The sequence below is a fragment of the Pseudomonas ulcerans genome (genome assembly GCF_036324125.1).
GTDB classification, from domain to species: Bacteria; Pseudomonadota; Gammaproteobacteria; order Pseudomonadales; family Pseudomonadaceae; genus Aquipseudomonas; species Aquipseudomonas ulcerans.
Window position 1 is genome coordinate 1 of the sequence record NZ_JAZDQN010000037.1, and the last position, 25938, is coordinate 25938.

22 protein-coding genes and 2 pseudogenes are annotated in these 25938 nt (G+C 62.7%); 18 read left to right on the forward strand and 6 right to left on the reverse strand.

The window, feature by feature from the left end; translation table 11 throughout:
- The 9 genes and pseudogenes from V0R59_RS24700 to V0R59_RS24740 all read left to right on the forward strand — a co-directional run.
- Positions 1-165 (forward strand): hypothetical protein (locus V0R59_RS24700; protein WP_330077318.1); only part of this gene is annotated, 165 nt, incomplete at its 5' end.
- Between the two features lie 200 nt (positions 166-365).
- The gene (locus V0R59_RS24705) at positions 366-1355 is read left to right on the forward strand and encodes an aldo/keto reductase (protein WP_330077316.1); all 990 of its coding nucleotides are present in this window, start codon (positions 366-368) and stop codon (positions 1353-1355) included.
- A pseudogene (locus tag V0R59_RS24710) lies at positions 1352-1466 on the forward strand (flavodoxin); the annotation flags it as partial. The gene V0R59_RS24705 and the pseudogene V0R59_RS24710, both read left to right, overlap by 4 nt.
- A 99-nt stretch (positions 1467-1565) precedes the next feature.
- A complete protein-coding gene (locus V0R59_RS24715; protein ID WP_330077315.1) occupies positions 1566-2033 on the forward strand; it encodes a (R)-mandelonitrile lyase in 468 nt (155 codons plus the stop codon).
- A gap of 23 nt (positions 2034-2056) precedes the next feature.
- Positions 2057-2830 carry a carboxymuconolactone decarboxylase family protein gene (locus V0R59_RS24720; protein ID WP_330077314.1) on the forward strand — a complete coding sequence of 258 codons (774 nt, stop codon included), beginning with the start codon at positions 2057-2059 and terminating at the stop codon, positions 2828-2830.
- A 66-nt stretch (positions 2831-2896) separates the two neighbouring features.
- On the forward strand, positions 2897-3949 hold the full coding sequence (locus tag V0R59_RS24725) for an alpha/beta hydrolase (protein ID WP_330077313.1): 1053 nt from the start codon (positions 2897-2899) through the stop codon (positions 3947-3949).
- An 82-nt stretch (positions 3950-4031) separates the two neighbouring features.
- A complete protein-coding gene (locus V0R59_RS24730) occupies positions 4032-4925 on the forward strand; it encodes a LysR family transcriptional regulator (RefSeq protein ID WP_330077312.1) in 894 nt (297 codons plus the stop codon).
- A gap of 125 nt (positions 4926-5050) precedes the next feature.
- Positions 5051-5722, forward strand: coding sequence for a coiled-coil domain-containing protein (locus V0R59_RS24735; protein WP_330077311.1), 672 nt, complete (start codon positions 5051-5053; stop codon positions 5720-5722).
- Positions 5723-5855: 133 nt separating this feature from the next.
- Positions 5856-8108 (forward strand): tetratricopeptide repeat protein, encoded by a 2253-nt coding sequence (locus tag V0R59_RS24740; RefSeq protein ID WP_330077310.1) that lies wholly within the window; start codon positions 5856-5858, stop codon positions 8106-8108.
- A 121-nt stretch (positions 8109-8229) separates the two neighbouring features.
- On the opposite strand, the gene V0R59_RS24745 is transcribed toward V0R59_RS24740, so the two are convergent.
- From V0R59_RS24745 to V0R59_RS24760, 4 genes are all read right to left on the reverse strand, one after another.
- Positions 8230-15747, reverse strand: coding sequence for a glycosyl hydrolase family 18 protein (locus V0R59_RS24745; protein ID WP_330077309.1), 7518 nt, complete (start codon positions 15745-15747; stop codon positions 8230-8232).
- Positions 15748-15993: 246 nt separating this feature from the next.
- Positions 15994-16497 carry a GNAT family N-acetyltransferase gene (locus V0R59_RS24750; RefSeq protein WP_330077308.1) on the reverse strand — a complete coding sequence of 168 codons (504 nt, stop codon included), beginning with the start codon at positions 16495-16497 and terminating at the stop codon, positions 15994-15996.
- 45 nt (positions 16498-16542) lie between these two features.
- Complete coding sequence (locus tag V0R59_RS24755; RefSeq protein ID WP_330077307.1) at positions 16543-16905, reverse strand: hypothetical protein; 363 nt, start codon at positions 16903-16905, stop codon at positions 16543-16545.
- A 10-nt stretch (positions 16906-16915) separates the two neighbouring features.
- Positions 16916-17539 (reverse strand): glutathione S-transferase family protein, encoded by a 624-nt coding sequence (locus tag V0R59_RS24760; protein WP_330077306.1) that lies wholly within the window; start codon positions 17537-17539, stop codon positions 16916-16918.
- A 111-nt stretch (positions 17540-17650) separates the two neighbouring features.
- Here V0R59_RS24760 and V0R59_RS24765 point away from each other — a divergent pair, with 111 nt between their 5' ends.
- Both V0R59_RS24765 and V0R59_RS24770 read left to right on the forward strand, forming a co-directional pair.
- On the forward strand, positions 17651-18112 hold the full coding sequence (locus tag V0R59_RS24765; RefSeq protein ID WP_330077305.1) for a hypothetical protein: 462 nt from the start codon (positions 17651-17653) through the stop codon (positions 18110-18112).
- Between the two features lie 134 nt (positions 18113-18246).
- A complete protein-coding gene (locus V0R59_RS24770) occupies positions 18247-19566 on the forward strand; it encodes a serine hydrolase domain-containing protein (RefSeq protein WP_330077304.1) in 1320 nt (439 codons plus the stop codon).
- 142 nt (positions 19567-19708) lie between these two features.
- Here V0R59_RS24770 and V0R59_RS24775 read toward each other — a convergent pair whose 3' ends face one another.
- Positions 19709-20089 (reverse strand): hypothetical protein, encoded by a 381-nt coding sequence (locus V0R59_RS24775; RefSeq protein WP_330077303.1) that lies wholly within the window; start codon positions 20087-20089, stop codon positions 19709-19711.
- Between the two features lie 199 nt (positions 20090-20288).
- Between V0R59_RS24775 and V0R59_RS24780 the strand changes: the two genes are divergently transcribed.
- The 5 genes and pseudogenes from V0R59_RS24780 to V0R59_RS24800 all read left to right on the forward strand — a co-directional run bounded on the left by V0R59_RS24780 (position 20289) and on the right by V0R59_RS24800 (position 23606).
- On the forward strand, positions 20289-20654 hold the full coding sequence (locus tag V0R59_RS24780) for a hypothetical protein (protein ID WP_330077302.1): 366 nt from the start codon (positions 20289-20291) through the stop codon (positions 20652-20654).
- Between the two features lie 411 nt (positions 20655-21065).
- Positions 21066-21356 (forward strand): hypothetical protein, encoded by a 291-nt coding sequence (locus tag V0R59_RS24785; protein WP_330077301.1) that lies wholly within the window; start codon positions 21066-21068, stop codon positions 21354-21356.
- 97 nt (positions 21357-21453) lie between these two features.
- A pseudogene (locus V0R59_RS24790) lies at positions 21454-21561 on the forward strand (GNAT family N-acetyltransferase); the annotation flags it as partial.
- 67 nt (positions 21562-21628) lie between these two features.
- Positions 21629-22936: a PDDEXK-like family protein gene (locus tag V0R59_RS24795; RefSeq protein ID WP_330077300.1), complete on the forward strand. Its 1308-nt coding sequence runs from the start codon at positions 21629-21631 to the stop codon at positions 22934-22936.
- Between the two features lie 205 nt (positions 22937-23141).
- Positions 23142-23606: an HIT family protein gene (locus V0R59_RS24800; RefSeq protein ID WP_330077299.1), complete on the forward strand. Its 465-nt coding sequence runs from the start codon at positions 23142-23144 to the stop codon at positions 23604-23606.
- Between the two features lie 21 nt (positions 23607-23627).
- Here V0R59_RS24800 and V0R59_RS24805 read toward each other — a convergent pair whose 3' ends face one another.
- Positions 23628-24380 carry an SGNH/GDSL hydrolase family protein gene (locus V0R59_RS24805; protein ID WP_330077298.1) on the reverse strand — a complete coding sequence of 251 codons (753 nt, stop codon included), beginning with the start codon at positions 24378-24380 and terminating at the stop codon, positions 23628-23630.
- 516 nt (positions 24381-24896) lie between these two features.
- On the opposite strand from V0R59_RS24805, the gene V0R59_RS24810 reads away from it, so the two are divergent.
- Both V0R59_RS24810 and V0R59_RS24815 read left to right on the forward strand, forming a co-directional pair.
- Positions 24897-25439 carry a GNAT family N-acetyltransferase gene (locus V0R59_RS24810; RefSeq protein WP_330077297.1) on the forward strand — a complete coding sequence of 181 codons (543 nt, stop codon included), beginning with the start codon at positions 24897-24899 and terminating at the stop codon, positions 25437-25439.
- Positions 25440-25475: 36 nt separating this feature from the next.
- Positions 25476-25874, forward strand: a complete 399-nt coding sequence (locus V0R59_RS24815; protein ID WP_330077296.1) for a hypothetical protein — start codon at positions 25476-25478, stop codon at positions 25872-25874.
- The last annotated feature ends 64 nt before the right edge of the window (positions 25875-25938 follow it).

Consider the following 25938-nt stretch of genomic DNA (forward strand, 5'->3'; position numbering starts at 1 on the left):
TACGGTGCCAACGGTCACCGGGTGGAAAGCGCCGAAGGCCTGCTGCCGCTGCTGGAGCACTGCATCAAGACCCCGGGCGTGCACGTGATCGACGTGCCGGTGGACTACAGCGAGAACGATCGCATTCTCAACTATGAGTTGAAAGAAAGGGCGTCAGCCGTTTAGACCTGATGCAACCAGCGTTAGTAGCTGCCCTCGAAAACGAAGGCAGCCTTGGGGGCGCTTGGGAAGCGGGAGTAATTGGGGTAGCGGGATGATTCCAGAACTAATGAGCAAATCTCATGAACCCTTGCCGATTTAACCGTCTAGTCCACACTCGTTAGCTCGCTTACTGTTCTCCCGACACCAAATGTCGGGAGATCCAGATGCACAAGCGCACACTCGGAAACAGTTCACTCGAAGTGTCAGCCCTGGGCTTCGGCTGCATGGGCCTGAGCCATGGCTACGGCCCGGCGACTGACACCCAACAAGCCATTGCGCTGATCCGTTCGGCGGTTGACCGAGGCGTCACGTTCTTCGATACCGCCGAGGTCTACGGCCCCTACCTGAACGAACAAGTGGTGGGCGAAGCCCTGGCACCGGTGCGCGATCGAGTGGTCATCGCCACCAAGTTCGGCTTCACCTTCGGCGACGACAGCAAACAGCAGATTCTCAACAGCCGCCCCGAACACATCCGGGTCGCGGTCGAGGGTTCGTTGCGTCGACTGAAGACCGATTACATCGATCTGCTTTACCAGCACCGCGTCGATCCGGAGGTGCCGATCGAGGACGTCGCCGGGGTGGTCAAGGACCTGATTGGCGAAGGCAAGGTCAAGCACTTCGGCCTTTCCGAAGCCGGTGCGCAGACCATTCGCCGTGCGCACGCGGTGCAGCCGGTCGCAGCACTGCAAAGCGAATACTCGCTGTGGTGGCGCGAACCTGAGCAGGAAGTCCTGCCAACCCTGTGGGAGTTGGGCATCGGCCTCGTGCCGTTCAGTCCGTTGGGCAAAGGTTTTCTCACCGGCACGGTGTCGGCACAAACCACTTACGGCAGCGACGACTTCCGCAGCATCGTCCCGCGTTTCAGCCAGTCGGCGCTGCTGGCCAATCAGGGGCTGGTGGTGTTGCTCCGTCAGATCGCCGCGCAGAAACAGGCCACTCCCGCACAGATCGCGCTGGCCTGGCTGCTCGCGCAGGCGCCGTGGATCGTGCCGATTCCGGGTACGACCAAATTGCATCGTCTGGAAGAAAACCTCGGTGGCGCGGACATCACCCTCGACGCCGTCGAACTGAAGGCGATCGATACAGCGTTGGCGCAGATCCCCATCGAAGGCGAGCGTTATCCCGAGGCCCTCAAGGCGCGTGTCGGTCGATGAGCTACGATCACGATCCGCTGCCGCGCACGGTGATCGCCGCACTGGCCAGCGCCCCGCTGCTGTCGCTCGCCGACACGCACGCCACGCTCGGGCTCGCGGATTCTGGTCGCGTAATGAAAATCCGCACGCCGGCGCAAGTGGCGCTGGCCTTGGTATGCCCAACACCGAGCCACGTGCGGCGCCACTTTCACGTTTGACGGAGTTGATCCGATGAACCGATTGATCGCACCACTCGTTGCTGTGTCATTCATGGTGGCAGAGTCCCAGGCCACCAGCGAAATCCGCGTTACACCGAACGGCTCGCAGCCCTCGGTCAAGGGCGCGGCGGAAAACTTTACCGGTACTGTGCGCGTTGATCGCCTGTTCAAGGGTGAGCCCCCGGCGCGCATCGGCGGCGGCACTGTGACCTTCGAACCAGGCGCACGCACGGCGTGGCACACCCATCCACTGGGGCAGACGCTGATCGTCACCGCAGGCGTCGGCTACGTGCAGCAAGAGGGTGGCCCGCGACAGGAGATCCGACCGGGCGACACGGTCTGGATTCCGCCGCACACCCGACACTGGCATGGCGCCACGGCCAGCAACGGCATGACCCACATCGCCATCGCCGAAGCCGAGGACGGGCAGACCGTCACCTGGGCGGAACAGGTCTCGGAGGCGCAGTACGCCGGTCAATGAAGTTACCGATGGGGCCTTTCAAGATGACTACTGACGCACTCAACAGCACTGCCCTCCCCGCACTCATGGCGCTTTGCCTGGGCATGGGAGCGATGTTCAGCATTACCACTCAAGCAGCCGAGGCACCGCAGACCATGGCCAGCACACCCGTCAGCGCAACTACCTTGTCGCGCCAGCAACAAACGATTCCCCTGATCGCCGCGTTCATGGCGACCAGCGACATGTCCAACCTCAACACCGCGCTCAACCAAGGGCTCGATGCCGGCCTGAGCATCAGCGAAACCCGGGAAATTCTGGTGCAGCTATACGCCTATGTGGGCTTCCCGCGCAGCCTCAACGCCTTGAACGAGCTGATGACGGTGGTGCAGACGCGCAAACAGCGCGGCATCGAAGACGCGCCGGGGCGTGAGCCGAGCCGGGAAATTCCGGTCGGCGACGAACTGCTGGCCGCCGGCACCGCGAATCAAACCAGGATCTCCGGCGCCCCGGTCAAAGGCCCGGTGTTCGAGTTCGCTCCGGTGATCAACCGGTTCCTGCAAACCCACCTGTTCGGCGACATCTTCGAGCGCGACAACCTTGACTGGCAAAGCCGCGAACTGGCGACCGTGGGGGCGCTGGCGGCAACGCCAGGAGTCGAGCCGCAACTGCGCTCGCACATGGCGGCGAGCCTGCGCGTCGGTCTGAGCACGGGACAGTTGCACGAGGTCACCGAACTGCTGAAAAAACACGGCGATGCGCAGACGGCTGAACGTGCCAGTACCGCGTTGTCCCAGGCCCTCGCAACTTCGGGGAAATAAGCACCAGCTGGACTGCCCCCGAACACTTTTGCAACTGCCGCCCTTTTTATTGCTCAGGAGCCACACGTGAAAAACACTCTCAAAGCCACGTTAATGTCGGCATTGGTCGGCCTCTCGGCGGGCGAAGCCCTGGCCGCCGATTACAAGAAGAACCCGTTCACCCTCGCCTACGACGGCGCGATCAGCAAGAACGAACCGGGCAAGGTCAACATCCATCCGGTCAGCTACAAGCTCAACGGTCTGGATATCGCCGCCAACGTGTACACCCCGGCCAACTACGACGCGAAGAAGGCCTACCCGACCGTGGTCGTTGCGCACCCCAATGGCGGCGTGAAAGAACAGGTCGCCGGTCTCTATGCCCAACGCCTGGCCGAACAGGGCTACATCACCATCACCGCAGATGCGGCGTATCAGGGTGCCAGTGGTGGTCAGCCGCGCAGCATCGACAAGCCGGCGTATCGCATCGAAGACATTCACGGCATGGCCGACTTCATCAGCCAGTTTGCCGGCGTCGATGACAAGCGTCTCGGCTTGCTCGGCATCTGTGGTGGCGGTGGTTATTCACTGGCGGCAGCACAAACCGACAAACGCTTCAGATCGCTGGCAACGGTAAGCATGTTCAACTCGGGAAGGGTACGTCGCAACGGCTACAACGACTCGCAAATGGACAGCATCCAGCAACGCCTGCAACAGGCGTCAGCAGCCCGTGCGCAAGAAGCGGCCGGCGGCGCGGTGCTGTACTCGGGCGATGCCAACCTCACCGACGAGCAGATCGCCAAACTGCCCTTCGAGCTGTATCGCCAAGGTTACGAGTACTACTGGAAGACCCATGCGCACCCGAACTCGACGTTCAAATACACCACCAGCAGCCTGATGGACCTGATGCGTTTCGACGCCACCGACCATATCGAGCTGATCAACCAGCCGTTGCTGATGATCGCCGGCAGCAAGGCCGACAGCCTGTACATGACGCAGGACGCCTTCCCCAAAGCCACCGGCACCACCGACAAGGAAGTATTCATCCTCGACGGCGCGACGCACATCGAAACCTACTGGGTGCCGCGTTATGTCGATGCGGCGATTGGCAAACTGACCGCGTTCTACGCCCGTACCTTGTAAGCAAGGTTCTTGAGGGTCGCGCATCCGTGTGCAACCTGCTTTCATGGATCAATCCCGCGCCCCTCATGAGAGGTTCTCATCAATGTCCCGCGCCAATCTCAACGACCTGCAAGCCTTCGTGGTCATCGCCCGCGAAGGCAGCTTCACCCGCGCGGCCGCCCAGCTTGGCGTCTCCCAGTCGGCGCTGAGCCACACCATGCGTGCACTGGAAACCCGACTCGGCGTGCGTCTGCTCACTCGAACCACACGCAGCGTGTCGCCGACCGAGGCGGGTCAGCGCCTGTATGAATCCATGGCGCCACGCTTCGACGAGATAGAGCTTGAACTGGCGGCCGTCAGCGAGTTTCGTGACACCCCGGCCGGCAACGTGCGGATCTCGGCGTCAGAACATGCAGCGAACAATATCCTCTGGCCAAAGCTGCTGAAGGTGCTGCCCGACTACCCGGACATCAAGGTGGAAATCACTGTGGACTATGCGCTCTCCGACATTGTCGCGCAGCGCTATGACGCGGGTGTACGACTAGGAGACCAGGTGGCCAAGGACATGATTGCCGTGCCGATCGGCCCGCCTTTGCGCATTGCCGTCGTAGGGTCGCCCGGGTACTTCAAGCAGCGACCGTTCCCAAGGGAGCCCAGTGACCTGGCCACCCATAACTGCATCAACCTGCGTCTGCCAACCCACGGGAGCCTGATGCAGTGGGATTTTGAAAAGGACGGCCATGAGCTCAAGGCTCGCGTCGAGGGCCAGTGGACCTTCAATAGCAGCGTACCGATCCTGCGTGCGGCCGTGGCGGGGTGCGGCCTGGGTTTCCTACCTGAAGACATGGTTGCAAACGACCTGGCCGATGGCTCGCTGTTGCGAGTGCTTGAAGACTGGTGCCAACCCTTCGCGGGATACCATCTCTATTACCCGAATCGTCGTGAACATTCGTCAGCGTTTGGTGTTGTGGTCGAGGCCCTGCGTCACGTGCGCTGAGGCGTCACCCATGCCAACACCCATTGAATCGTTCCAGCGAAGCCTCCAGCCAAGACCAGTGCTACCCTGTGCGCCACCCGGCAGCCAACGCCCTGCCCGCCCCTGCTGCTTCAAAGGAAAATGAGATGGCCAGCATCATCGGATACGTCAAGAAACGCGTGCTGCGCGAAGACTACGAAAACGGCAAGAAACTGCCAAAGGACTGGGAGGTCGCGCGTGACCTCGGGTTCTACACCTCGATCTCGACCACCCAGATCGAAGGCGAGCGCTCGAAGACGCAGATCGAGTTCTCGGCCAGCAAGCTCGACGAACTGCTGGAGGTCGTCAGGGCGGAATACAAGCCAGCAGTCGAGGCGCCACTGCTCAAGAAGCTCAAGGCAAGGCAGAAGAAGGCCAAGGCGCAAGAAGTGTTGATCGCGGAGCTTCAGGCAGAAATCAAAAGCCTGAAACAGAGCCATGCCTCCGAGCTGAAGGATCTCAAGAAGCAACTGGCCGAGCGCGATGCCGCCGTCCTGTCGGAGATCAAACAGCGAGACAAAGCCTGGGAGGACAACATCTATCTCGACCAGGAATTGAAGCAGGCCCAGGCCGACAGGGACCACGCCAGGAGTGAGTACTACGAGGGTGGGCGTGCCTACGAAAACATGAAGGCCTGCCTGCTCTGGGCAAACGAACAGTTGGAGAAGCATGGCATCCTCACGGAGGACGCACCGAGCATCAGGAGCAGCTGGGGCCTGAAAGACGCCATGCCCCGGCCGTTCAAGCCCCATCAGGGTGGGTCGTTTTCGAAGAAGTAGGTCTGCACGGGCGCCACATCTTGTCCAGTAAGTGCTTCGTGAGTGCGCAACGAGTCCGTATCATCACGGACTCCTCGGCGGCTGAAAGCGAACCGCCGCAGCACACCATAAGAAGAAAGACACAGACAGCCCGATGCCGAAATTCCGTGATGCCGTACCCTCCCTGTTCCGGCCGCTGCTGGCCGGCTTGCTGTTGCTGGCCAACCTGGGCACCTGCCTCGCCCTCGACCAATCCCCGACCCGCCCCACCGCCCAATGGGTGGATGAACGCCAGTGCCAGGCCTGCCACCAGCAGCAGGTCGAGCACTGGCAAGGCTCCCACCACCAGCTGGCGATGCAGGAAGCGAACGAGACCAGTGTGCTCGGCGACTTCAACGACGCCCGCTTTTCCAGCGACCGCGAGACCACCCGCTTCTTCCGCCGTGACGGCGGCTTCTGGGTCAACACCCCCGGCATCGACGGCAAGGCCCGCGACTTCCCGGTGCGCTATGCCTTCGGCATCGAGCCGTTGCAGCAGTACCTGGTCGACACCGGCGACGGCCATCTGCAAGCGCTCGGCGTGGCCTGGGATACCCAGGAAAAGCGCTGGTTCCACCTGTACCCCGGCCAGGGCGTGGACTTCAAGAATCCGCTGCACTGGAGCAAGCCGCCGCAGAACGCCAACTTCATGTGCGTCGAGTGCCACACCACCGGTTTCAAGCGTAATTTCAGCACTGCCAGCAATCGCTTCGACAGCCATTGGCAGAGCCTTGGCGTGGGTTGCCAGGCCTGCCATGGCCCGGCGTCCGGGCACCTGGCCTGGACCGCCGGGAAAACCCCGCAGGACCACGCCGGTTTCCAGCAGAGCCTGCGCGGTGGAGACAACCTCAAGGAAGTCGAGACCTGCGCCCGCTGCCATGCCCGCCGCGCGCCATTGGACGATGGCTTCGCCGCTACCGGGCGCCTCCTGGACGACTTCCTGCCCAGCCGCCTGACCCGCGAGCTCTACGAACTGGACGGCAAGATCAAGGACGAGGTGTTCGAATATGGCGCCTTCAGCCAGAGCAAGATGTTCGCCAAGGGCGTGCGCTGCAGCAATTGCCATGAACCGCACAGCACGAAGCTCAGGGCCGAGGGCAACGGCGTCTGCCTGCAATGCCACAACCCCGCGGGCAAGACCGGCATTGCCGGTGTCGACGGCAGCGGCCTCAAGGCCCGCGACTACCAGTCGCCGGAACACCACAAGCACGTGGTCGGCCAGCCGGGATCGCAGTGCGTCGACTGCCATATGCCGGGCAAGTTCTACATGGTCAACGACTGGCGGCATGACCACGGCTTCACCCTCCCGGCGCCGGCCCAGGCCCTGCGCCTGGGGACGCGGGATGCCTGCCTGAGCTGTCACGCCGAGACGCCGGGGCAGAAGATCGCCGAACAGTTCCGTCTCTGGTACGGCGAGCACGACAGCCCCACCCAGCAGTACGCCCGAAGCCTGGAGGCCCTGCGCAGCGGCAAGCCCGGCGCGGCCGAAGGGCTGTTCGAGCAGTTGCGCCGCGACGACCTGCCCGCCGTACGCCGTGCCACATTGCTCGCCGAGTTGCCCAACTACCCGAGCCGTCGCGCCCTGGAGCTGACCGTCCGCGATCTGGGCAACAATGCACCGGAAGTCCGCGTGGCCGCAGTCGAGGCCCTGGCCTCCCTGCTCCCTGCCGAACAGCGCGTGCAGCCACTGGCGCCGCTGCTCAAGGACCCGGTGCGCGGCGTGCGCACCAGTGCCGCCTACGCCTTGTTGCCAGCCCGTGGTGCCGGGCTCGGCGCAGCCTTCGACAAGGCCCTCGACGAATACGAACACGTCCAGTCCAGCCAGCTGGAGCGCGCCGAAGCCAACGTCAACCTGGCGATGCTGTACCGCGCAACCGGTCGCCTGGACAAGGTCGAGCCGGCGCTGCGTGCCGCCATGCAGCGCGATGGCGACTTTATCCCGGCACGGGTGGCGCTGGTGCAATGGCTCGACGCACAGGGCCGTTCCGACGAAGCCCGGGCCGTGCTGGATGAAGGCTTGCAGGGCCACCCCGGGTCCGGGTTGCTGTACCACGCCAAGGGCCTGGCGCTGGCTCGCGCCGGGCAACGGGAGGCGGCGCTGCAGGCACTTCGCGAAGCGGTGCGGCTGGAGCCTGGGAATGTCGGTTTTGCCTATGTGCTGGCAGTGGCCCTGCATGGCCAGCAACAACCGGACGCGGCGATGGCGCAGTTGGCGAAGAGCCTGGAGCAGCATCCCTATGCCCGCGACGTGCGCCTGGCGTTGGTGCAGTATCTGCGCCAGGCGGGCGAGATGGACAAGGCCAGCGCACTGATCGAAGCGTTGCGGGCGATCAATCCGGAAGATCCGTTGTTGCAGCCGCGGTCGTGAGACCGCGGCCCGAAGCATGAGGCGGAACTTGTGGGAGTGAGTTCACCCGCGATGGCAATGGTGAACTCACTACAGCAATCGCGAGTGAACTCGCTCCCACAGGGTCCGTGTCAGCGGTCGGTCAGGCTTGCGAGGCCTCAGCCTCCTTCAGCCAGAGCCCTTCCAGCCAGACATCCCCGGCCTCTTGCGACGCACCGAAGCCAAGGCTCGCCAGTTGCTCCTCCCCGGTCGCCCCGGCCAGTTCAAGCTGCACGATCCCGCCAACATCAAGATCAACCGCCCGCACGACCGTGCTCCCTGCCCCGTCAGTACAGGTCAGGTCGAAGCGACCACTGCCCGCCAGGGTCAAACGACAACCCTGGCGCAGCACGATACTGGCACCCATCTCGATACTGAAGCCGCCATACAGTTGCTCGGCGGTCAGATGCAACAAGCCCTCCTCCTCGCCGATCCCCTTGGCCCGCAGCAACGCCGTCAGGTCGTCGCCCGCCAGCTCGCTACGCAGGTCCCGGGTCTGTTGATCCAGCAGGTCCAGTTGCGCCAACAGGGCGTCACGCAGGCTGGGCAGTTCTTCGTCACGGGACGGGTTGGCAGCAAGCGCCGTCAGCGTGGCCGCAACCCACTCATCGGCCTGCTGCGCCAACTGGCCGGTATAGCCGGCAAGCAGCGCGAACGGCGGTGACACCTGGTCCTTGCCCAACGCCGTCAAGCCGGCCTGTGCCGACAGGTAGGCCGCCACGCCTTGACTGTTCCAGCACAGCCCCAGCACCTGCTCGATCTGCTGGGCGCTGGCCCCGGCCAGGCCGAGGAACAGCGCCAACTGCGAAACCACGCCATCCAGCGCTTTCAGTTCGGCCGCGCAATCCAGCGGGATACGCCGGTTGTAAGCGGCGATCCACTGCTGCTGGACCTGCCGGCAGTCCTCGCCGAGGCTCACGAACAGGCCGTTGTCGCGTTGCACCGAGGTCACCGAGAGCACCCGTTCGTCCTGCACGCTCATCGACACGAGGGGTACCTCTTCACTGCCGTAGCGCATGACCAGCAAGCGCGTCGTGTCACTCCCCGACAAGCGCAGCTCACAGACATTCAAGGCATGGCCCAGGGCGAGCGCACGGCAGAGTTTCTGCAGGCGCCAGTTGCCCGCCGGCGCATCGAACCAGGTCTGCAAGGCGGCGATGTCCTGGTCGCGGCGTTGCGGCTGATCGGTCTCCAGCGTGTCCAGCGCGAGGTCGGTCAGGGCCAGGCGCGGGAAACGGTCGAACATCAGGGGCAGCAAGACCGACGTATCAGTGAGTTGCAGCGACGGCAGGCGCAAGGTCTGGCCGAACTCGCGCACCGTCACCTCGCGGCTGGCGTGCAGCAAGGCCAGCGCAGCGTCGAGGTAGCGGTCGAGCAGGCCAGAGAAGAACGCCTTGTCCTGTTGCAGACCGACCAGGAACTGCCGCGCCCTGGCCACCGGTGTGTCCACCAGTTCCGCCACCGACACCAGCACGCTCAGCGGATTGTCCAACCAGCCCGCGTACCAGCCCTGCAGGTGGAGGAAACGCCGGGTCAGGGGAAAGGCCACCGCCGTCGAGTTCCACACCTTGCTGGAGCGGTCCTGATGATCGGTTTCCTGGGCGGCGTAGTAGAAGGCGAAGCACTCGGCGAAATGGTCGTTGGCCATCACCCGTGCCGCGTTCATCACCTCGCCGTTGTCGAAGCTGGTGAAACACAAGTCGGCCAACGGCCGGGTGACACCGCCGGCCAGCAGCTTGTTGCGGATGCCGCTTTCCAGGCGGTCACGCATGTCCCGCAGGCGCGCGGGGTCATCCTCCAGGGCCACCAGTGTCGGGGTCTTGACACGCTCTCGCTCGGCGTTGGCGATGGTGACGTCGATCTCGTCCAGGTCGGCCAGCAACTGCGTACTCATCAACGCATTGAGACCTTGCAGGTCGGCCTTGAAGCCGAGGTTGGCCAGGTCCATGCGGTTGACCAGATCGTCGTGGCTCCAGACGATGCTGGCCAGCACCTGCTGGGTGGACTCGCGAATTTCCCGGCGGGTCATGCGCAGGCCACTGGCCAGCGCCGCGTCGAGGTGCTCCAGCTGGCGGTTCAGGGACGCGGCCATGTCTTCCAACTGACGCTGCATGCCATCGAAGCGCGCATCGACCTGGTGGCTGAACACGCTCATCTGCCACGACATGCTCTGCAACTGGTCCATGACCTGGTCGAAACGCTGGTTCATCACCTCGTATACCTGGGTGATCTGTTCGGAAATGGCCTTGGCCGCTTCCAGGTACGGGTCCGGTTGCGGATTGAACAGACCGACCAGCGTCATGGTCAGGCTCACCACCGAGGTGATCACGCCAAATACGCCCATCGCCCCGCCCGTGGACAGGGCGCTGGAGATCGACTTGATCGTATCCACCGCAACGATGGCGATGTTGACGCTCAGGTCGAGGTAATCCAGCACCTTGTTGACGGTCTCGTTGTCGCCGAACAGCTTGCTGTTGAGCAGGCGCGTGAACTTGCTCAGCGCCTGTACGCCCTGGAGCACTTCACGGGTGTTGTCCAGGGCGCCATTGAGCTTCTTCAGCGAGGCCTTGCGCTTGGCCAGGGCCTGCATGCGCGGGTCGGCGTTGACGTCGGCGATGCGCTGCTCCTGCATGCGCTCGACATCCTTGCGGCGGTTCTCGACCGCCTTGTAGTTCTTGTTCAGGCTGGTTTTCTTTTCTGCCTGCCATTTCTTGACGTACTGCTGCTTTTGTTCGTCGCTCAGGCTCGGGTCGGGTACCGCACCCGAGTTCTTCGCCGCGAACGCGTACCTGTCCTGGTCCGTATGCAGATCGCCAAACGCTTCCAGCTCGCCCTTGGTGACGGTGATCTGGCGATTGTTGCCGTCGATCTCGATCTTCGCGTAGCGGATCCTCTCGGTCAGCGGGTGCGCGGACTCGACCTTGGCCCGAGTGGCCTCCATGTACCCGGCGAAGGAGTCCTTGCCGGCCTTGGACTTCTCCGCCATCGCCGCGCTGCTGGCCCTGATCCTGGCGATGTAGCTGCGCTTGTCGTCGAGACCCGGTGCTTTCGCGCCTGGTGTGGTCTGTTGCGCGGTGCGGGCACTGGCCGTTTGCCCTGGCATTTGCCAGGCGCCACCGCCGCTGCTCGTTTCGGCAGGCTGTCCGGAAAGGTCGGTAAATGCTCGGCTCGCGGGTGGATCGAAGGCCCAGTTGACCCACGCCAGCGGCTGCCCCAGCGGATCCCGCCGGGGTGCCCAAGGGGCGTCTGCGTAGCGGGCGAGGAAGTCGGCCGCCTGGGTCTGGGTCATGACCGGACGCACGGTGGCCACCAGCAATTGCCGCAAGGCCCGATGGGCGCTGTCGGCAGCTTCGTCGGGAATATCGGCGTCCGACTGCTGAGAGGTTCCGGCCGTACAAGCGCTGACCAGGTCCGCCAGCGCCGGGCTCCACAGCCTCAGTTGCGCGGCCATGGGTGCCGCAGCACGAGGGTAGAGGGTCAGGAAGTCGATGGTGGCGGCGGGCAGGTCCGCAGCCACCAGATCGGCCTTGAGGATCAGCAGGTCGCCAGGCTGCGGCGCCGCCAGCTCGGCGAATTGCTCCAGCAGTTGCTTGCGCTGCAGCGCCAGCAAGGGCTGTTGCAGCGCCTGGTCGAGGATCCCTTGCAGCACCTCGATGCCTTTCTCATAGACAGCCTGGCCATAGTGCCCTTCCCCGCCCAGGTCCGACTTGACCCGGCGGCTGGCATTACGCACTGCGTCCAGCGCGGCGGGGTCTGTCTCGCCCAGTGGGCCGAGGGCCTGGCACAGGCTTGCATCGTCGAAGAAGCTGCGCCCGTGCAGGGGCTCCACCGCCGCCACTACCTGCGGGCATTCCTGGCGCAGCTCGGCCAGGCAGTCATCGTCGATCTCGAAGTGCGACAGCAGGTTCTGCAACTGCCTGGCCAGGTCCGGCACCAGCAGGTACACCCCGATCGCCATGCGCCCGGTCAGCATCGGGTAACCCAGCAGCAGGTCATGCCAGTCACCCGGCAGTTGCGTCAGATCGAAGCCGGGCTTGAGCCGGGCGATACGGTTTTCCGCCGGCAGCGCGGCGATCAGCGAAGCCGGCAGCAGTTCGGCGAACAGTTCGGCATCGAACAATTGTCCGTGACTGACGGCGTGCTCGGTCTGCCACAGCGGCGCACCCGCGCTCAGCAGCATTGCCGTGGCCTCGGGCCGCTTGGCGCGCATGGCCTCGGCCAGCACGGTTTTGTCGCTACCGGGCTGCCACAGGTCGACCGGTGCACCGCTGGCAAGCGTCTGCTCCAGGTTGCTGGCGTGGCTGCCCTTGGCCAGCCAGTGCAGTGCGGTCAGGCCGTCCTTGTCGGTGACCTGCCACGGCGTGCAGCGCGCCGCCTGCACCCGCGGCCAGCCGGGGAACGTCAGGCGTTGCAAGCGCTGCCCCTGGGCCACCAGCAAGTTGCCGTCGTCGAGCAGGCCCAGGGCAGTGGCCTGCGGTACCGTCAGTTGCTGGATCACCTCGTAGCCATGGGTGGCCGGGTTGGCCTGCCACAGCATCAGGCGCTGGCGGTCGAGAGAGGCAAAACCGCCGCTGGGCAGGACCCTCATGTCCAGCCACTCGCGGGGGCCGCCACTCCAGGACAGGGCTGTCACTTCCAGTCGCTGGAGCTGCCCGTCCTGGCGCAGCACCTGCCAGAGTTGCAGCGCCCCGTCGGGCAGCCAGGCCAGCAGGCGTCCGTCCGGCAGCAACTGGAGCTGGTAAGGCGTCGCAAGGGTCGCGGCCAGGCTCAAGGGTCGCAAGGCAGCCGCGCCGTCCTGCCAGAGGAACGCCTCGCCGTCGTTGCTGACCAGCAGCAACTGTCCACCGACCAGAGGCGCCAGCGCGGTGAGATACCCGGGATGATCGACCCGATGGGTCTGCTCGAAGCCCGCGGCGTCCAGACGCCAGACCAGCAAGCGCTGGCCCTGCAACACCGCCACCCGGTTCGGGCCGGCGCTGGTCATGGCATGGATGCCGCTGGCCAGTTCGGTCTCCACCTGACACTGGCCATCCTGCAAGTGCACGACCAGCACGCGGCCATCACCGCGACAGACAAGCAGACGGCCGTCATTCAATGGCAGCGTCATGCAGCGGGCCACGGGCGCCTCGGCAAAGGCCAGGGTGCGCTGGGTAAGGAAGCCCTGGTCCTGCACGGCCAGCAAGCGCAGGCCGTTGGCGTCGATGGCAGCGATGCTGCCGCCCGGCAAGCTGGCCAGCGCCTCGATCGACTGGCCACCCAGGTCCGTCACCTGGCTGACCGGCGTTGCGCCGTATTCCACCACCTGGTTGGCCAGCACCGGCGCCACCAGCGGTTCGTTGGCACGCGCGGCGACCAGCCACGGATCCTGCTCGTCCTCGCGCAAGCGGGCGACGGCCGGGTGGCATTGGCGCAACTCGTCGGAGACCGCGGCGATCAGCGAGTCCTTGTGCGTCGTCGGCATATCGTCGGACAGGTCCCAGATCATCACGCCACCCAACTGTTCCTCCAGCACCCGGCGGACCTTCTCGCGCAGGGAACGCGGATCGTCGTAGGTCAGCGATATGCCGCTGAGGCTGCTGTAGGCAAAGGGCGCACGGGCGATCGGGTCGAGGGCGCTGACGAACTTCAGGCCGGGCCAGCCAATGGCGGGTTTGCCAGCCTCTTCGGCCCGGTAGCCACCGGCCTCGCGCATGGCGACGATCTCGCGGTACTGCGGTTCACCCGGCTCGGCGCGCGCCAGCACCGGGCATCGCAGCCCCTGGTTGGTGTCATCGATCCCGTCGACCCGGACCGCACGGCCATAGCCGGCCAGTCCCAGGGTCAGCTGGCGCCGCGTCAGGCAGTTGCGCGCCACCAGATGGAGGAATATCCGCAACGTCTCGTTGACGCAGAAGGTCTTCTCGATCCTTGGCTCGACCTCGTGCCCGGCTGCCGAATCCGGCGTGTCCAGCGGTGCGTTGAACCAGGACAGCTTCGTCGTGTCCCAACCGCCGTGGTAGTCGTAGCTCATCACATTGACGTGATCGATCAGTTCGCCAACCTTGCGCCACTGATCCTCGTTCAGCTGGCTGATGTTGCCCGAGCCGCCGGGCGCGGCGATGGCCAACTGCTTGTCGCCCAGGGCCGTGCGCAGGTCTTTCAACATGTCGACGTAGCCTTGGCCATCGACGACCTTCGGATACTCCCAGTCCACCTCGAAGCCATCGAAGCCCAAGGCGTTGATGGCCGTGGCCGCCGATCTCGCGAAACGTTCGCGTTGCCCGGGATTGCGAGAGACCTGCCGGAAGCGGTTGGCGAACGGCGCGATATCCGACTGCGCACCGAAGGCCTTGCCCAGCAGCGACATGAGTTCCAGATCGGCGTCCAGGGTCAACGAGTCGTTCTCGTTATTGCCAAGGTCGAGGACCCGCCCCTGCAACGACGCACCATGCTTGAGCAGCCAGGTATACAGGCCGCGAGTGCTCGCGCCGTCGTCGAACAGGCCTTGCGGGTCTCGTTCCACGTCGGCGTAGGGTGATACTTCCCGGTCGATCCGCAAGGTCCGGGTAGTGCCGTAGCCGGGTGAGCCGGAGGGCGGGTTGTAGTGGACCTCCCACTGATTCTGCTGCACCAGCTGGACGATCATGAAACTGCCGTCCGGGGAGGCGCCGTTGCTCGGGAAACTCGAAGCGGTGTTGAAGTACAGGTTCGGGCTCTTCGGCCAGCCACCCACGATCAGCGACACCTGCAGGTCGGGGTTCAACTGCTTGAGGAACTGCAGCCCGGCCATCTGGAAGTTGTCCGACCATTCATCGCTGCTGCACAGGCTGCCATCGTCCTGCACGCTCATCATGCCGTAGGAAATGCAGTTGACATGGTCGACCGGGATATCGGTGACGAAGTAGTCGCGCTGGTACATGAAGTAGTTGGCGTAGTAGCCCACGAAGCGGCGTGTCAGGTCGGCCGAGCGGGCCTTGTCCGCCGTGCTGCGGTCCAGCACGCGGGGCTCGCCGTTTTCCTTGCGCAGGATCAGTTGTTCCAGGGCCAGTTCGCGCAGGGGCGGCGGGTTCAACGTTGCGCGAACGTAGGCGATGCCCTTCAGGCCGGCGGTATCGATATCCGGCCGCACGAACACCCTGGGCAGGCATTGCACGCCCGCGATCGGCGAACGCATGGGCAAGCCGTCGAAGGAGTTGGCGTAGGAAAGCGCGACCTGTTCGTAGGGGCCTATCTCCACGGCGTCCTTGTAGGTCCAGCAGAGCAGGTAGTGGTCGCCTCTGTCCAACCGCAGGCCTTGGCCCTGGCCCAGGCGGCCCCAGGGGCAGAAATAGTCGTCGTACAGCGTCTCCACATCGGGCGCTGCCTTTGCGGTGACATCCGGGCTGCCCTTGAAGCGAGAGCGCAGGTAGGCAAGCTTCTGGTCATTCTCGATCGTGGCGATCGAGCCCCCCGGGAGCAGCAGCCACACGCCCGTCTCCTCGGTCAGGTTGCGCGGCGTGCCCGTGCCGACGAAGACGTTGGTCTGCACCTGCAGCTCTTTGAGCCTGAACGGCGACTTGCCATTGTTGTAGAGGTACAGGGTATCGACGCCTCTGTTCTTCTCGAACAGGAACTGCAATCCGTCGCTGTCTTTTTCTTGCATGTCATGCTCCTGCGGCCACGCGTCACGGGTCATCAAAGGTCGTGCCCCGACGACACTCGGCGGGGCGAAATCGGAAAGCGAAATGCGGAACGACTGAAGGGAATCAGGGATACCAGCGGCACCCGGCGGGACAGTAGCAAAATGACTTCATTGACACCAAATATTGGCGCACAAGGTATTGATGCGGGTCATGGCCATTCGTCGGCAGCGCCGGACCGGGCTGGCGGCTGCCTTCGCGGGATCACATTACTTACACAGCCTGACCATCACCAGGTCCCGGTGGATGTCGGCACCGCACTGAAAACGGGTTTCACCCACGACGACAAACCCGTTGCGCTGGTAGAAGGCAATCGCCCTGGCATTCTGGTCGTTTACCGTCAGTCGCAGAGGCAGCGCCGTCCCTTCGAGCGTCGCGCCCATCAGGTACTGCGCCACACCGCTGCCATGCTGCTGCGCCGCGACATAGCAGCGCTTCAGTTCCGCGATGTCATCGGCCAGGGCGACGCCCAGCCGTTCCGGCGCGTAGTCGACGACGCTGAAGCCGCAGACCTGCCCTGCCACCTCCACCACCCGCAGCGCCTGGGACGCATCACCCAGCAAGTGATGGAAGCACGCCGGCGTCAGGTGCTCGTCGATATAGCGTTGCAACTCCTCTTCGGGCGTATCCGCCGGGCAAGCCAGGGCGAAGGTTTCCCGGGCGATTCGGCTGATGGCGGCACAATCGTCCGGCGTTGCTGAACGGACATTCATTCCTCGCTCCTTGAGTGATGTTCACGGCATCGAAGCAGCTTGAGATCATCCAGGCAGGCGCTGGTCGCTCACGCCTTTGCCTTGAAAGGCCTTTACTGCCCGGTTGAAAAACAAATAGTGAGCGACTGCCGCCAGTAGCACTGCCGTAATCACCAGTACAACACTCAAGACAGTACTGTGATCCACCACGCCAACAGCCTCCCCGATGGTTCTCTGGGCTCCATAGGCGTAAACGAGCGCCAGGAGATTGCAGGCAATCGCACTTCCGTGAAAGACGAAGAGCGATAACACCAGCAACAGCATCATGGGTACCAGGTCTGCGGGCGGCCAGCCAACGACGACGGAAAACAGTGCGCAGGCTAGCTGCACGATCAGGATCGATAGAAGAATGGGTGGACGCTTGTTCATGCCTGCTTGCCTACGCCACCCCGTTGCGCCCATGCAACATGAAGCCGGCACGCTCGCTCAGCCTGTCGTAATAGGCCTCCACCGCAGCCAGGCGCGGATGCTCGAATGGCGTCCCGAACCAGCGATTCACGGAAAGGCCGACGGGTATATCCGCCAGGGTGAAGCGCTCGCCCGCCACATACCCACCTGTCCTGGCCAGCTGACGGTCGAGAATCCCCATGAACCGGGTCCAGTCCGCGATCCCGGCTGCAAGCGCCTTGGCATCCTGATGCGCGGGCGACTGCCGCACCAGCGACATGAACGGGTAGCTCCACGAGCGATTGAGATCCGAGGCCTGCCAGTCGATCCATTGATCGATCCGCGCCCGTGCTTTCGCGTCCACAGGGTAGATCCCCGTGCCGCCATACTGGTTCGCCAGGTAGCGAACGATGGTGTTGGACTCCCACAGGATGAAGTCGCCGTCCTGGATGACAGGAATCATGGCGTTGGGGTTCAGGGCCAGGAAGTCGGGAGCGTCGGTCGGCTGGAAACCGCTGCCCCAGTCCTCGCGCTCGAAGGGAATGCCCAGTTCGACGCAGGTCCACAGTACCTTGCGCACGTTGATGGACGAGGCTCTGCCCAATATCCGTATCATCTTGTGTCATCCTTGATTGCGAAGCGCCATCCTCCATCGCGCTGCAATCGCGGTCAAGTCGTGAGTCATCGCCCGTCACCTACGCCATAACGCTTTAGAGAGAGCCATGGAATGCCACTGAGTCGCCGGAATGACCTTGTCTGTTCGCTGCTGTTGATCGCTGCACTTTTTCTTTTCGTCTGCCTGACCGGCGACACGCTGTACATCGGTGCCTGGTACTTCCTCGCCATCCCCCTGGCAACCCTGCTACCGGGCCTGATCTGGCGCACGCCTGCGCTGTTCCTCAGCGGCAGCGCGATTGCCGCGATTACCTCGCTGCTGTCCTACATGGCGGTCATGGCCAACCTGAAACAGCCGGAGGGACTGTTAGTACTCGGCCACTTGTTCTCCGCCCCCGGCCTGCTGGCAGGTGCTGCGTTTGCGGCCTGGTTGCTGAGGTCGCGGGTCAGGGTGACGTTGCCCTGGCTGGTAGCCGGCACAGGTTTTCTTGCCGCGGCGCTGGGGTTCCTGGCTGCGCAGTTGCTGGTTTGCTCCAGCGTGATGTACTGCGGTGCTCTGTCGTGGTGGGCATGAAGGGCACCGTGGCACACGCGCCCGAAACATCGTCCGGGCGGACCAGGAATTCACCGAATCTAATCCGAACGGCTGTATTTCAGCGCCGCCGCGCGCCGTAACATGGCCCGCCATATGCCACTGGGAGTTGGGTCATGAAGCAGAACCGGATGCACCGAATCGCCGTTCCCCTCATCTGTAGCTGGCTGCTGGCGCCCGCCAGCGCCTTCAGCAACCAGACCTTCCCCGACGCCCAGGCCAGCGACCCGGCCAGAATGGCCTGGATGGTCGGCTCGCCCCCGCCGCCCGAGCGCCAGATCCGCTTCGACGACGGCAGCTACTTCCGCTTCCCGCAGATGCGCTGGAGCGTCGCCAACTTCCGCCAGCTGATGCCCACCATCAACGTCTCCCGCGGCCTGGGCGCCCCGTCCCCGCTGGAATCGGCGCTGGATGCCGGGATCGACAAGGTCAGCTTCGTACCCCTCGGCAGTACCACGCCGATGACCTGGCAGGACGCGCTGCAGGCCAACTACACCGACGGCATCGTCGTGCTGCACAAGGGCCGGGTGGTGTACGAGCGCTACTTCGGCGTGCTCACGCCCCAGGGCCAGCATGCCGGCATGTCGATCACCAAGACCTTCACCGGCACCCTCGCCGCCACCCTGGTGGCCGAGGGCACGCTGGACCCGGAGCGCAAGGTGGTCGACTACGTGCCCGAGCTGGGCAAGTCGGCCTTCGGCAGCGCCACCGTGCGCCAGTTGATGGACATGACCACCGGCATCCGCTTCAGCGAGAACTACGCCGATCCCAAGGCTGAAGTCTGGGCCCACGCCGCCGCCGGCAATCCGCTGCCCAAGCCGAAGGACTACACCGGCCCGCGCTCCTACTACGAATTCCTGCAGACCGTGCAGGCCGAAGGCGTCCATGGTGAAGCCTTCCATTACCGCACCGCCAATGCCGACGCCCTGGGCTGGGTGCTGGCGCGGGCCAGCGGCAAGAACGTCGCTCAACTGCTCAGCGAGCGGATCTGGAGCAAGCTCGGCGCCGAGCAGGACGCCTACATGACCGTGGACTCCACCGGTACCCCGTTCGCCGGCGGCGGCCTGAATGCCGGCCTGCGCGACCTCGCCCGCTTCGGCGAAATGATCCGCGACGACGGGCGCTACAACGGCCAGCAGGTCCTGCCCAAGGCGGCCATCGACGATATCCGTCGGGGTGGCAGCCAGGAGGCTTTCGTCAACGCAGGGTATCCACTGCTGAAAGGCTGGAGCTATCGCGACATGTGGTGGCACAGCCATAACGAGCATGGGGCGTTCATGGCGCGGGGGGTGTTCGGGCAGTCGTTGTATGTCGATCCGAAGGCGGAGATGGTGATTGCTCGGTTTGCCAGTCATCCAGTGGCGGCGAATGCGGCGAACGATGTCACGTCGTTGCCGGCTTATGCCGCCGTGGCCGAGTACCTGATGGCACGTTGAGAGGCACTCCACCCTGTGGGAGCGGGTTCACCCGCGATGACGTCGGCGAATCCACTACCGTAATCGCGGCGGTCCGGCGTCCCGGTAAACCCGCTCCCACAAGGCCAGCTAAATCAACGGGTTATGTATTGCTCCATGACTTCTAGAGGCGAAATCCGAAAAGCCTGGTCTGGCTATTGATGGACGCTTTGGCGCGCTGTTCGGAAATCTCGGTCAGCACCGGCTCGCTGTCGGCGGTATGCAGGTAAAGGAACCAGCGATCCGGTGGCGCGTGAAGGATGCGCTGGACCTCGAACGGCCGGTTGTCGAACCTGTCGAGCCGACCGAGCCTGGTGAGGTCCTGGAGTACCTGGGCCTGTTCCAGGCCGTGCCGTGAAAGGGTCCGGGCGAAACCGGCGTCGATGCTGGCCTGGCTGCGACGCCGATAAGCCGCCTTTGCGCGTTTCTTCCAGAAAACCATGGCCACGCTCAGCGTCGTGATGATCAGCCAGAGAGTGAGGCCGCTCCAATCCTGGGAGTCCATGGGCGCACCATTCGTTGGTTGGGTTATGGGTCAGGCCACGTGGCAAGGATGGTCAGGGCATTCATCTCCGTCAAACTGGCGGGGAGGTTTTAGGCATTGTCCAAAGCGCAGAGCCCGTATTTCCGTACCAACACTTTTGTGTTCAGATCAGCCGCTCGCCTCAGATTGCCCTTCCCTTTCAAGCAAGGACGCACCTTCCATGAACAACGCCTTGTCGCTGCTACACGACCGCCTGCACAACCGCCGTTTCGCCGTCGCCGCCAATGCCAGCGGCCTCTCCGGCACGGGCACGGTGTTCCATTACCAGGTCGACGGGGACGGGATCTCCAGTACCTACCAGGGTGGACGGATCCGGATTGGCACCCAGGTTGGCCGGGTAACCGGGCCGGACAGCATCGAGTTGCTGTTCCAGTGCCTGACCACGGAAGGTGAAATGCTCGCGGGTTGGTCGCGAGGCAAGGTGGGTGTCGATGAAGCCGGGCGTACGACGCTGAGCTTTGTCTGGGGCTGGTTGTCGGGCGCCTCGGGCGGTGGTGAATCGAGTTACGTGGAGATCGAAGGCTAGCGAGGCGAACCGGCCTTCCCAGGCGAACAGTCCCGTACCCTTGCCTATCATTTCCTGACTGAACCTGCCGGAATTACTTACAAAACCTCTCCGAAATCCGACTTTCATGTAGGCAATTTCCCAAGCATACTTTTCCGCCTTTTCAGCCGTTGCGCTCCTGGAAACGGGCACCTAGTCTTCGCCGGCCGCTGTGGTTTGGCGGCAGGGTTTGGTAGCCCTCAGTCTCCTCCGGTGTGCAATCGTCCATCACTTTCAGCCGTCTTGTTCGGCTGTGCTGTGTCATGGCGGCTGTGCGCGGGGCGCTTTCGAGCGCGCCGGGTTTCTGGAGACCGGTCTACCAACCCACGTACAGCCGCCACCCTCGTTTGGTAGCGAAAGGTGTCGGCCCTCATTTCTCCAGAGAGGTACACCATGAAGAAGATCGTTCCCGACCCGCCTGCAGCAATCCTCACTACCGCCCACACCCACTTCGGCTCCTGCAACGGCACCCACGCACCACTCTTTACCGTCTGCGAGGGCTTGAGCCTGGAAGACGCTCTGGTGCATGTCACGTCGTCTCTGATGTCAGCCTACGAAACCAACTTCCAGGTCTGCGAAACAGGAACGAAGTCCATACAGGGCCTGGCCTGGGCGACCCAGCATTCGCTGGAGATAGCGCTTGCGGTAATTGAATCATTGTTGAAGAAGAACAACGAAACCTGACCTCTCCGCCCATTAAACCGGGCCGCCCACGCGGCCCCTCGACATTGGATCATGGCATTGCGACACTACGGACCGTCGATGCAAAGGATCCCGCGCCATGGAAAGCAAGCCCACCCTCAAGACAGCCCGCCTGTTGCTCACACTGCTCCAGCTCGAAGATGCCCCTGCCATCCAGCAGCTGTTTCCCCATTGGGAAGTCGTCCGTCAGCGGCGCCGCATTATGAAATGCATCATTGGCCTTAAATTGACACTCATCAGTTCGAGTCAAAAAAATGATTGACACGCCAGATAGCACGCTAGAAAACCTGATCACCGACCCACGCTTGGCCAAGCTCTGCGACATACAAAGAACCGGAGATGAATTGCTGGATGTAATTCGTCTATCGGAAAACCAGCACTCGGATATCCTGGCCTGGATGTTCGATCCCCGCGAGGGGCATGGCCAAGGCGAGGAGATACTGAAGGATCTCTTGGTCCAAGCGTCCGTCCTAGCCAATTCTGGTGAAAGTGGTCTAGATGGCAGAAGCAGTACCTCGCGCTTCTTCAAGACCTGGACACCTTCGAAAATACGCACGACTGGATTCGGCTCAGCCTTCACCGCCCGCGAGCTTGGCATGAAAGCGAGTGATCGCGTCGACCTGTTCGTGATCGACTCCCAGAACAAGTTCATCCTGGCTGTTGAGAACAAGGCTGGTCTCTCCCACACAGAAGAACAACTCGAGCGCTACCGCAACCATCTCAACGAGGTGGTGGCCAACAATCCCCGGCTGAAGGAATACGCCCAAGTTTATATTGCGCTTGATCGGGAGTCGGCAGGGGACTTTGCCGAAGCAGCCCCCGCATCCAGCTACTGGTTGCACATGGGTTATGGGTGGCTCAAGGCCTCGGCACAGCGCGCCTTACGTCATGTAGAAAGAGGCAACGCTGCTGCACGAATGGTGGTTGCCTACGCCAATCGGCAAACCGACTGGGAAGATCCGGAAAACGCTGTATGCATGCGACTCTGCGCTGAGTTGCACCACACTTATCCCGAGACGATCACGCAGCTGATCGATACCAACTTGGGTCGGATTGAAAAAGACTGGCTGTCTAGCCGTACAGACGACCCAGCCCTGCTGTTCGCCCTGCAGAACAAAAGCGCCATCGCACTGCTAAGGGCGACCAAGGGGATGGCATCAGTGAAGTCCGAACTCATGCACAAGCTGGGCATCCGGAGCGAACACATTTCAAGCAAGCGCACCCGCTTGTACCTATTCCCTTCCAGTTGCGAGGCGTTCCTGGGGGACGACTGGCCGGTTTACCTGACATTGAAATACGCCGAGTCTTCCACCTCAAAATACGACCTGACGTTGATGTGGAACGCCGAATTGGCGAACGATGATTTCGAAGCCGAGCACCTACGGAGACTTCTGAGCTCGTTCAATCCGCAGTTCGAGAAACACGGTGCAAGCCGCGCCCGCAGAGTGAAAATTGCGTCCGATTCCTCATTCACCGAGTCCTTATCGGCCATCAAAAAGATAATCGAGGACATCGGGGACGCCAGAAACCGTATCCCCTTCATACGGAACCAGCCTGCTTGAGTCGCCAGCGACGCGCGAGCGGCGCCCACTTCACACACTACTGCTGGAACGTACGAAGACCCATTGGAAACTCTCGAAAGACCGGCTTAAATGCTCGTCGCGAACAACAATCGTTCGTATCAACCAAGGATAGGTTTTCTATGTCGCTGCTCAGCTACATCCCACCAAGGTACTACCTCTTCAGAAACCCGAGTCTGGAGGCATGATGGGCTGCATATTCTGCGATATCGTCGCTGGCAAGGCACCGGTGCATATCATCTGGGAAGATTCCGAGCACCTGGCCTTCTTGTCCATCTTCCCCAATACCCCGGGCTTCAGCGTTGTCATTCCCAAGCAACATCATCCGAGTTACGCCTTTTCAGTCGACGATGAGGTGTTGTGCCGGCTCACCAAGGCGGCCAAGCAAGTGGCGCTTCGGCTGGATGCGGCGCTGGATGGCGTCGCCAGGACGGCGATGGTTTTCGAAGGCTATGGCGTTGATCATTTGCATGCAAAGCTCTTCCCAATGCATGGGACGGGCGATAGCTCCTCGTTCAAAAAGATCAACTCGGATATGAACAAGTACTTCAGCAAATATGAAGGGTACGTTTCGTCCCACGACTACGAGCGGGCAGATGACCGTGAACTGGCCGCGTTGGCCGAGCAGATAAGAGGTCCCCAGAACCGCTGATAGGAGGACAAACAGCCTTCTTCAACCTGTTGCCTGATCGGCAGATTGCTCGGCAGTTTCACCACTGCCGAGCAGCCCATTACAGGCAATTTCCTCAGCCCATCTCGAATAGATTGCCGGCCCTGGGTGAAAACCATCTTCGGCCATCAGTTCTCCCATCCCCCCCGCCATTGCGAGTTGCTGCTGCAACACCACCCTTGCATCACCACGCTGCGCAATGAGCTCCGCCAGACGGGCATTGAACAGCATTGCTCGACGCCCAAGGAACCAGCGCAGCGGTTGTGGCAACGCCGGGAAGGCATGCATCGGGGGAACCGGGCAAAGAATGATCCTGCCGGTAGCGAACCGGTCTTTCAGCAGATCGATCAGTCGCGTTTGAGCGTTGACCCAGTCAGCGACACGCATACCGCCAGTGACATCGTTCACCCCAAGCGATACCACGGCGACGTCAAAGGATTCCTCCGCCGTATCTTCCAACAGACGTAACGCCTCCAGCGTGCCGATACCCGTCCTGGCGATGAGTCGCCAATGGACCTGACAGGTGCCTCGCAAGCGAGACACCAACTGCCCCGTCAGCGCATCACGCTGATGGGCAACGCCGACACCGGCGGCGGCGGAGTCACCGATAACAAGCAGACGCAGCTGCCTGCCATGGCCCTCACACCCCTGACGATCACCTTGAGCTTCAGGCAGCATCGGCGTTTTCCAGCGGACGTACCGACCCTGCATCAGCAGCAGCGGCGCCAACGTGATCTTGAGGATCATTTCGGACATCGGACGACAGCCTTGTGGGAAAACACTGGCACGAGCATAGCCCAGGATCTCTGTGCCTCGGTTACGCCAGGATCACGAATGACAGTAGCGAAAGCTTGGTTCCTACCGCGACGAACGAATAACCCAATCACTGCCCTCCGAATCCCTGAAAAAATCCACTGCCTTCATCTACAGCACCTCTGCGAGATCCAACTTTCATGCAGGCAATTTCCCAAACATACTTTTCCGCCTGTTCAGCCGTTGCACTCCTGGAAACGGGCACCTAACCTTCGCCGGTCGCTGTGGTTTGGCGGCTGTGCGCGGGGCGCCTTCGTGCGCGCCGGGTTCTCCGACCGGTCTACCAACCCACGTACAGGCGCCACCCTTCGTTTGGTAGCGACAGGTGTCGGTCCGCTTCTTTGGGAGGCACAGAATCCTGACCTCACCGCCCATCAAACCGGGCCGTCCAAGCGGCCCCTCGACATTGGCCCATGGCATTGCGACACTACGGACCGTCAATGCAAAGGATCCCGCGCCATGGAAAGCACGCCCATCCTCAAGACAGCCCGTCTGCTACTCACCCCGCTCCAGCTCGAAGATGCCCCTGCCATCCAGCAGCTGTTCCCCCACTGGGACGTCGTCCGTTATCTCGATAGCCGTGTGCCCTGGCCCTACCCGGACGAAGGCGCGCTGACCTATGTCCGCGATATCGCCCTCCCGGCGATCGCTGCGGGGCGTGAATGGCACTGGATGATCCGTCTCGCCGCCGAACCTGCGCAGCGGATCGGCAGCATCTGTCTGTACGACGAACCGGGCAACAACCGCGGGTTCTGGCTGGCGCCACGATGGCAGGGCCAAGGCTATATCCGCGAGGCGTGCGAGGTGGTCAATGGGTTCTGGTTCGAAACCCTGGGGCGATCGGTGATGCAGGTCCCGAAGGCGGTCGAGAACGAAGCTTCGCGCAAGGTTTCACTGCGTGAGGGGATGCGTTTGGTGGGGACGCAGGAGGGGCGGTTCGTTTCCGGTCCGATGCGCAAGGAAATATGGGAAATGAGTCGAGCAGACTGGTACGAAATGTAGTCGAGCGATTTTTTAAAACGGAAGGAGATTCATGAAATGGATATTTCCAAAGGCATTCCCTTGGCGAGCACGCCACGCAGCATTGCAGACTTGAATCTTGCGCCGGTCAAACCGAACGCCAGCTTTGCCCATGACCTGAAGGCCGCGACCGAAGCGCTGCGTAAAGCGGAAGCAGTGGAACGAGGCATAGGTCGCCTTGAAAGCGATAACGCGCCCCACAATGCGCTCAACGTGGTCATGAAGGGCGATCAGTTGGTGGCGACAATCTACAAGTCTGGCGCGGTAGCCTTTACCGACCAATACGCCGCGCAGCTGAAAAACCTGAATCTCTCTGGTGACAGCTCCAGTCAACCGGGTTCGGTGCGGGCCGCGATGATGGCGAAGGCTGTGGGCGGAGAAGTCCTCGAGGTAAACAGATCTTCCCCTGCGTCCTGATAGCCTGCCTGACAGCGGGCCGCTACCGGCCCGCACATAGAAACCTGACAGTCCCACGCGTACT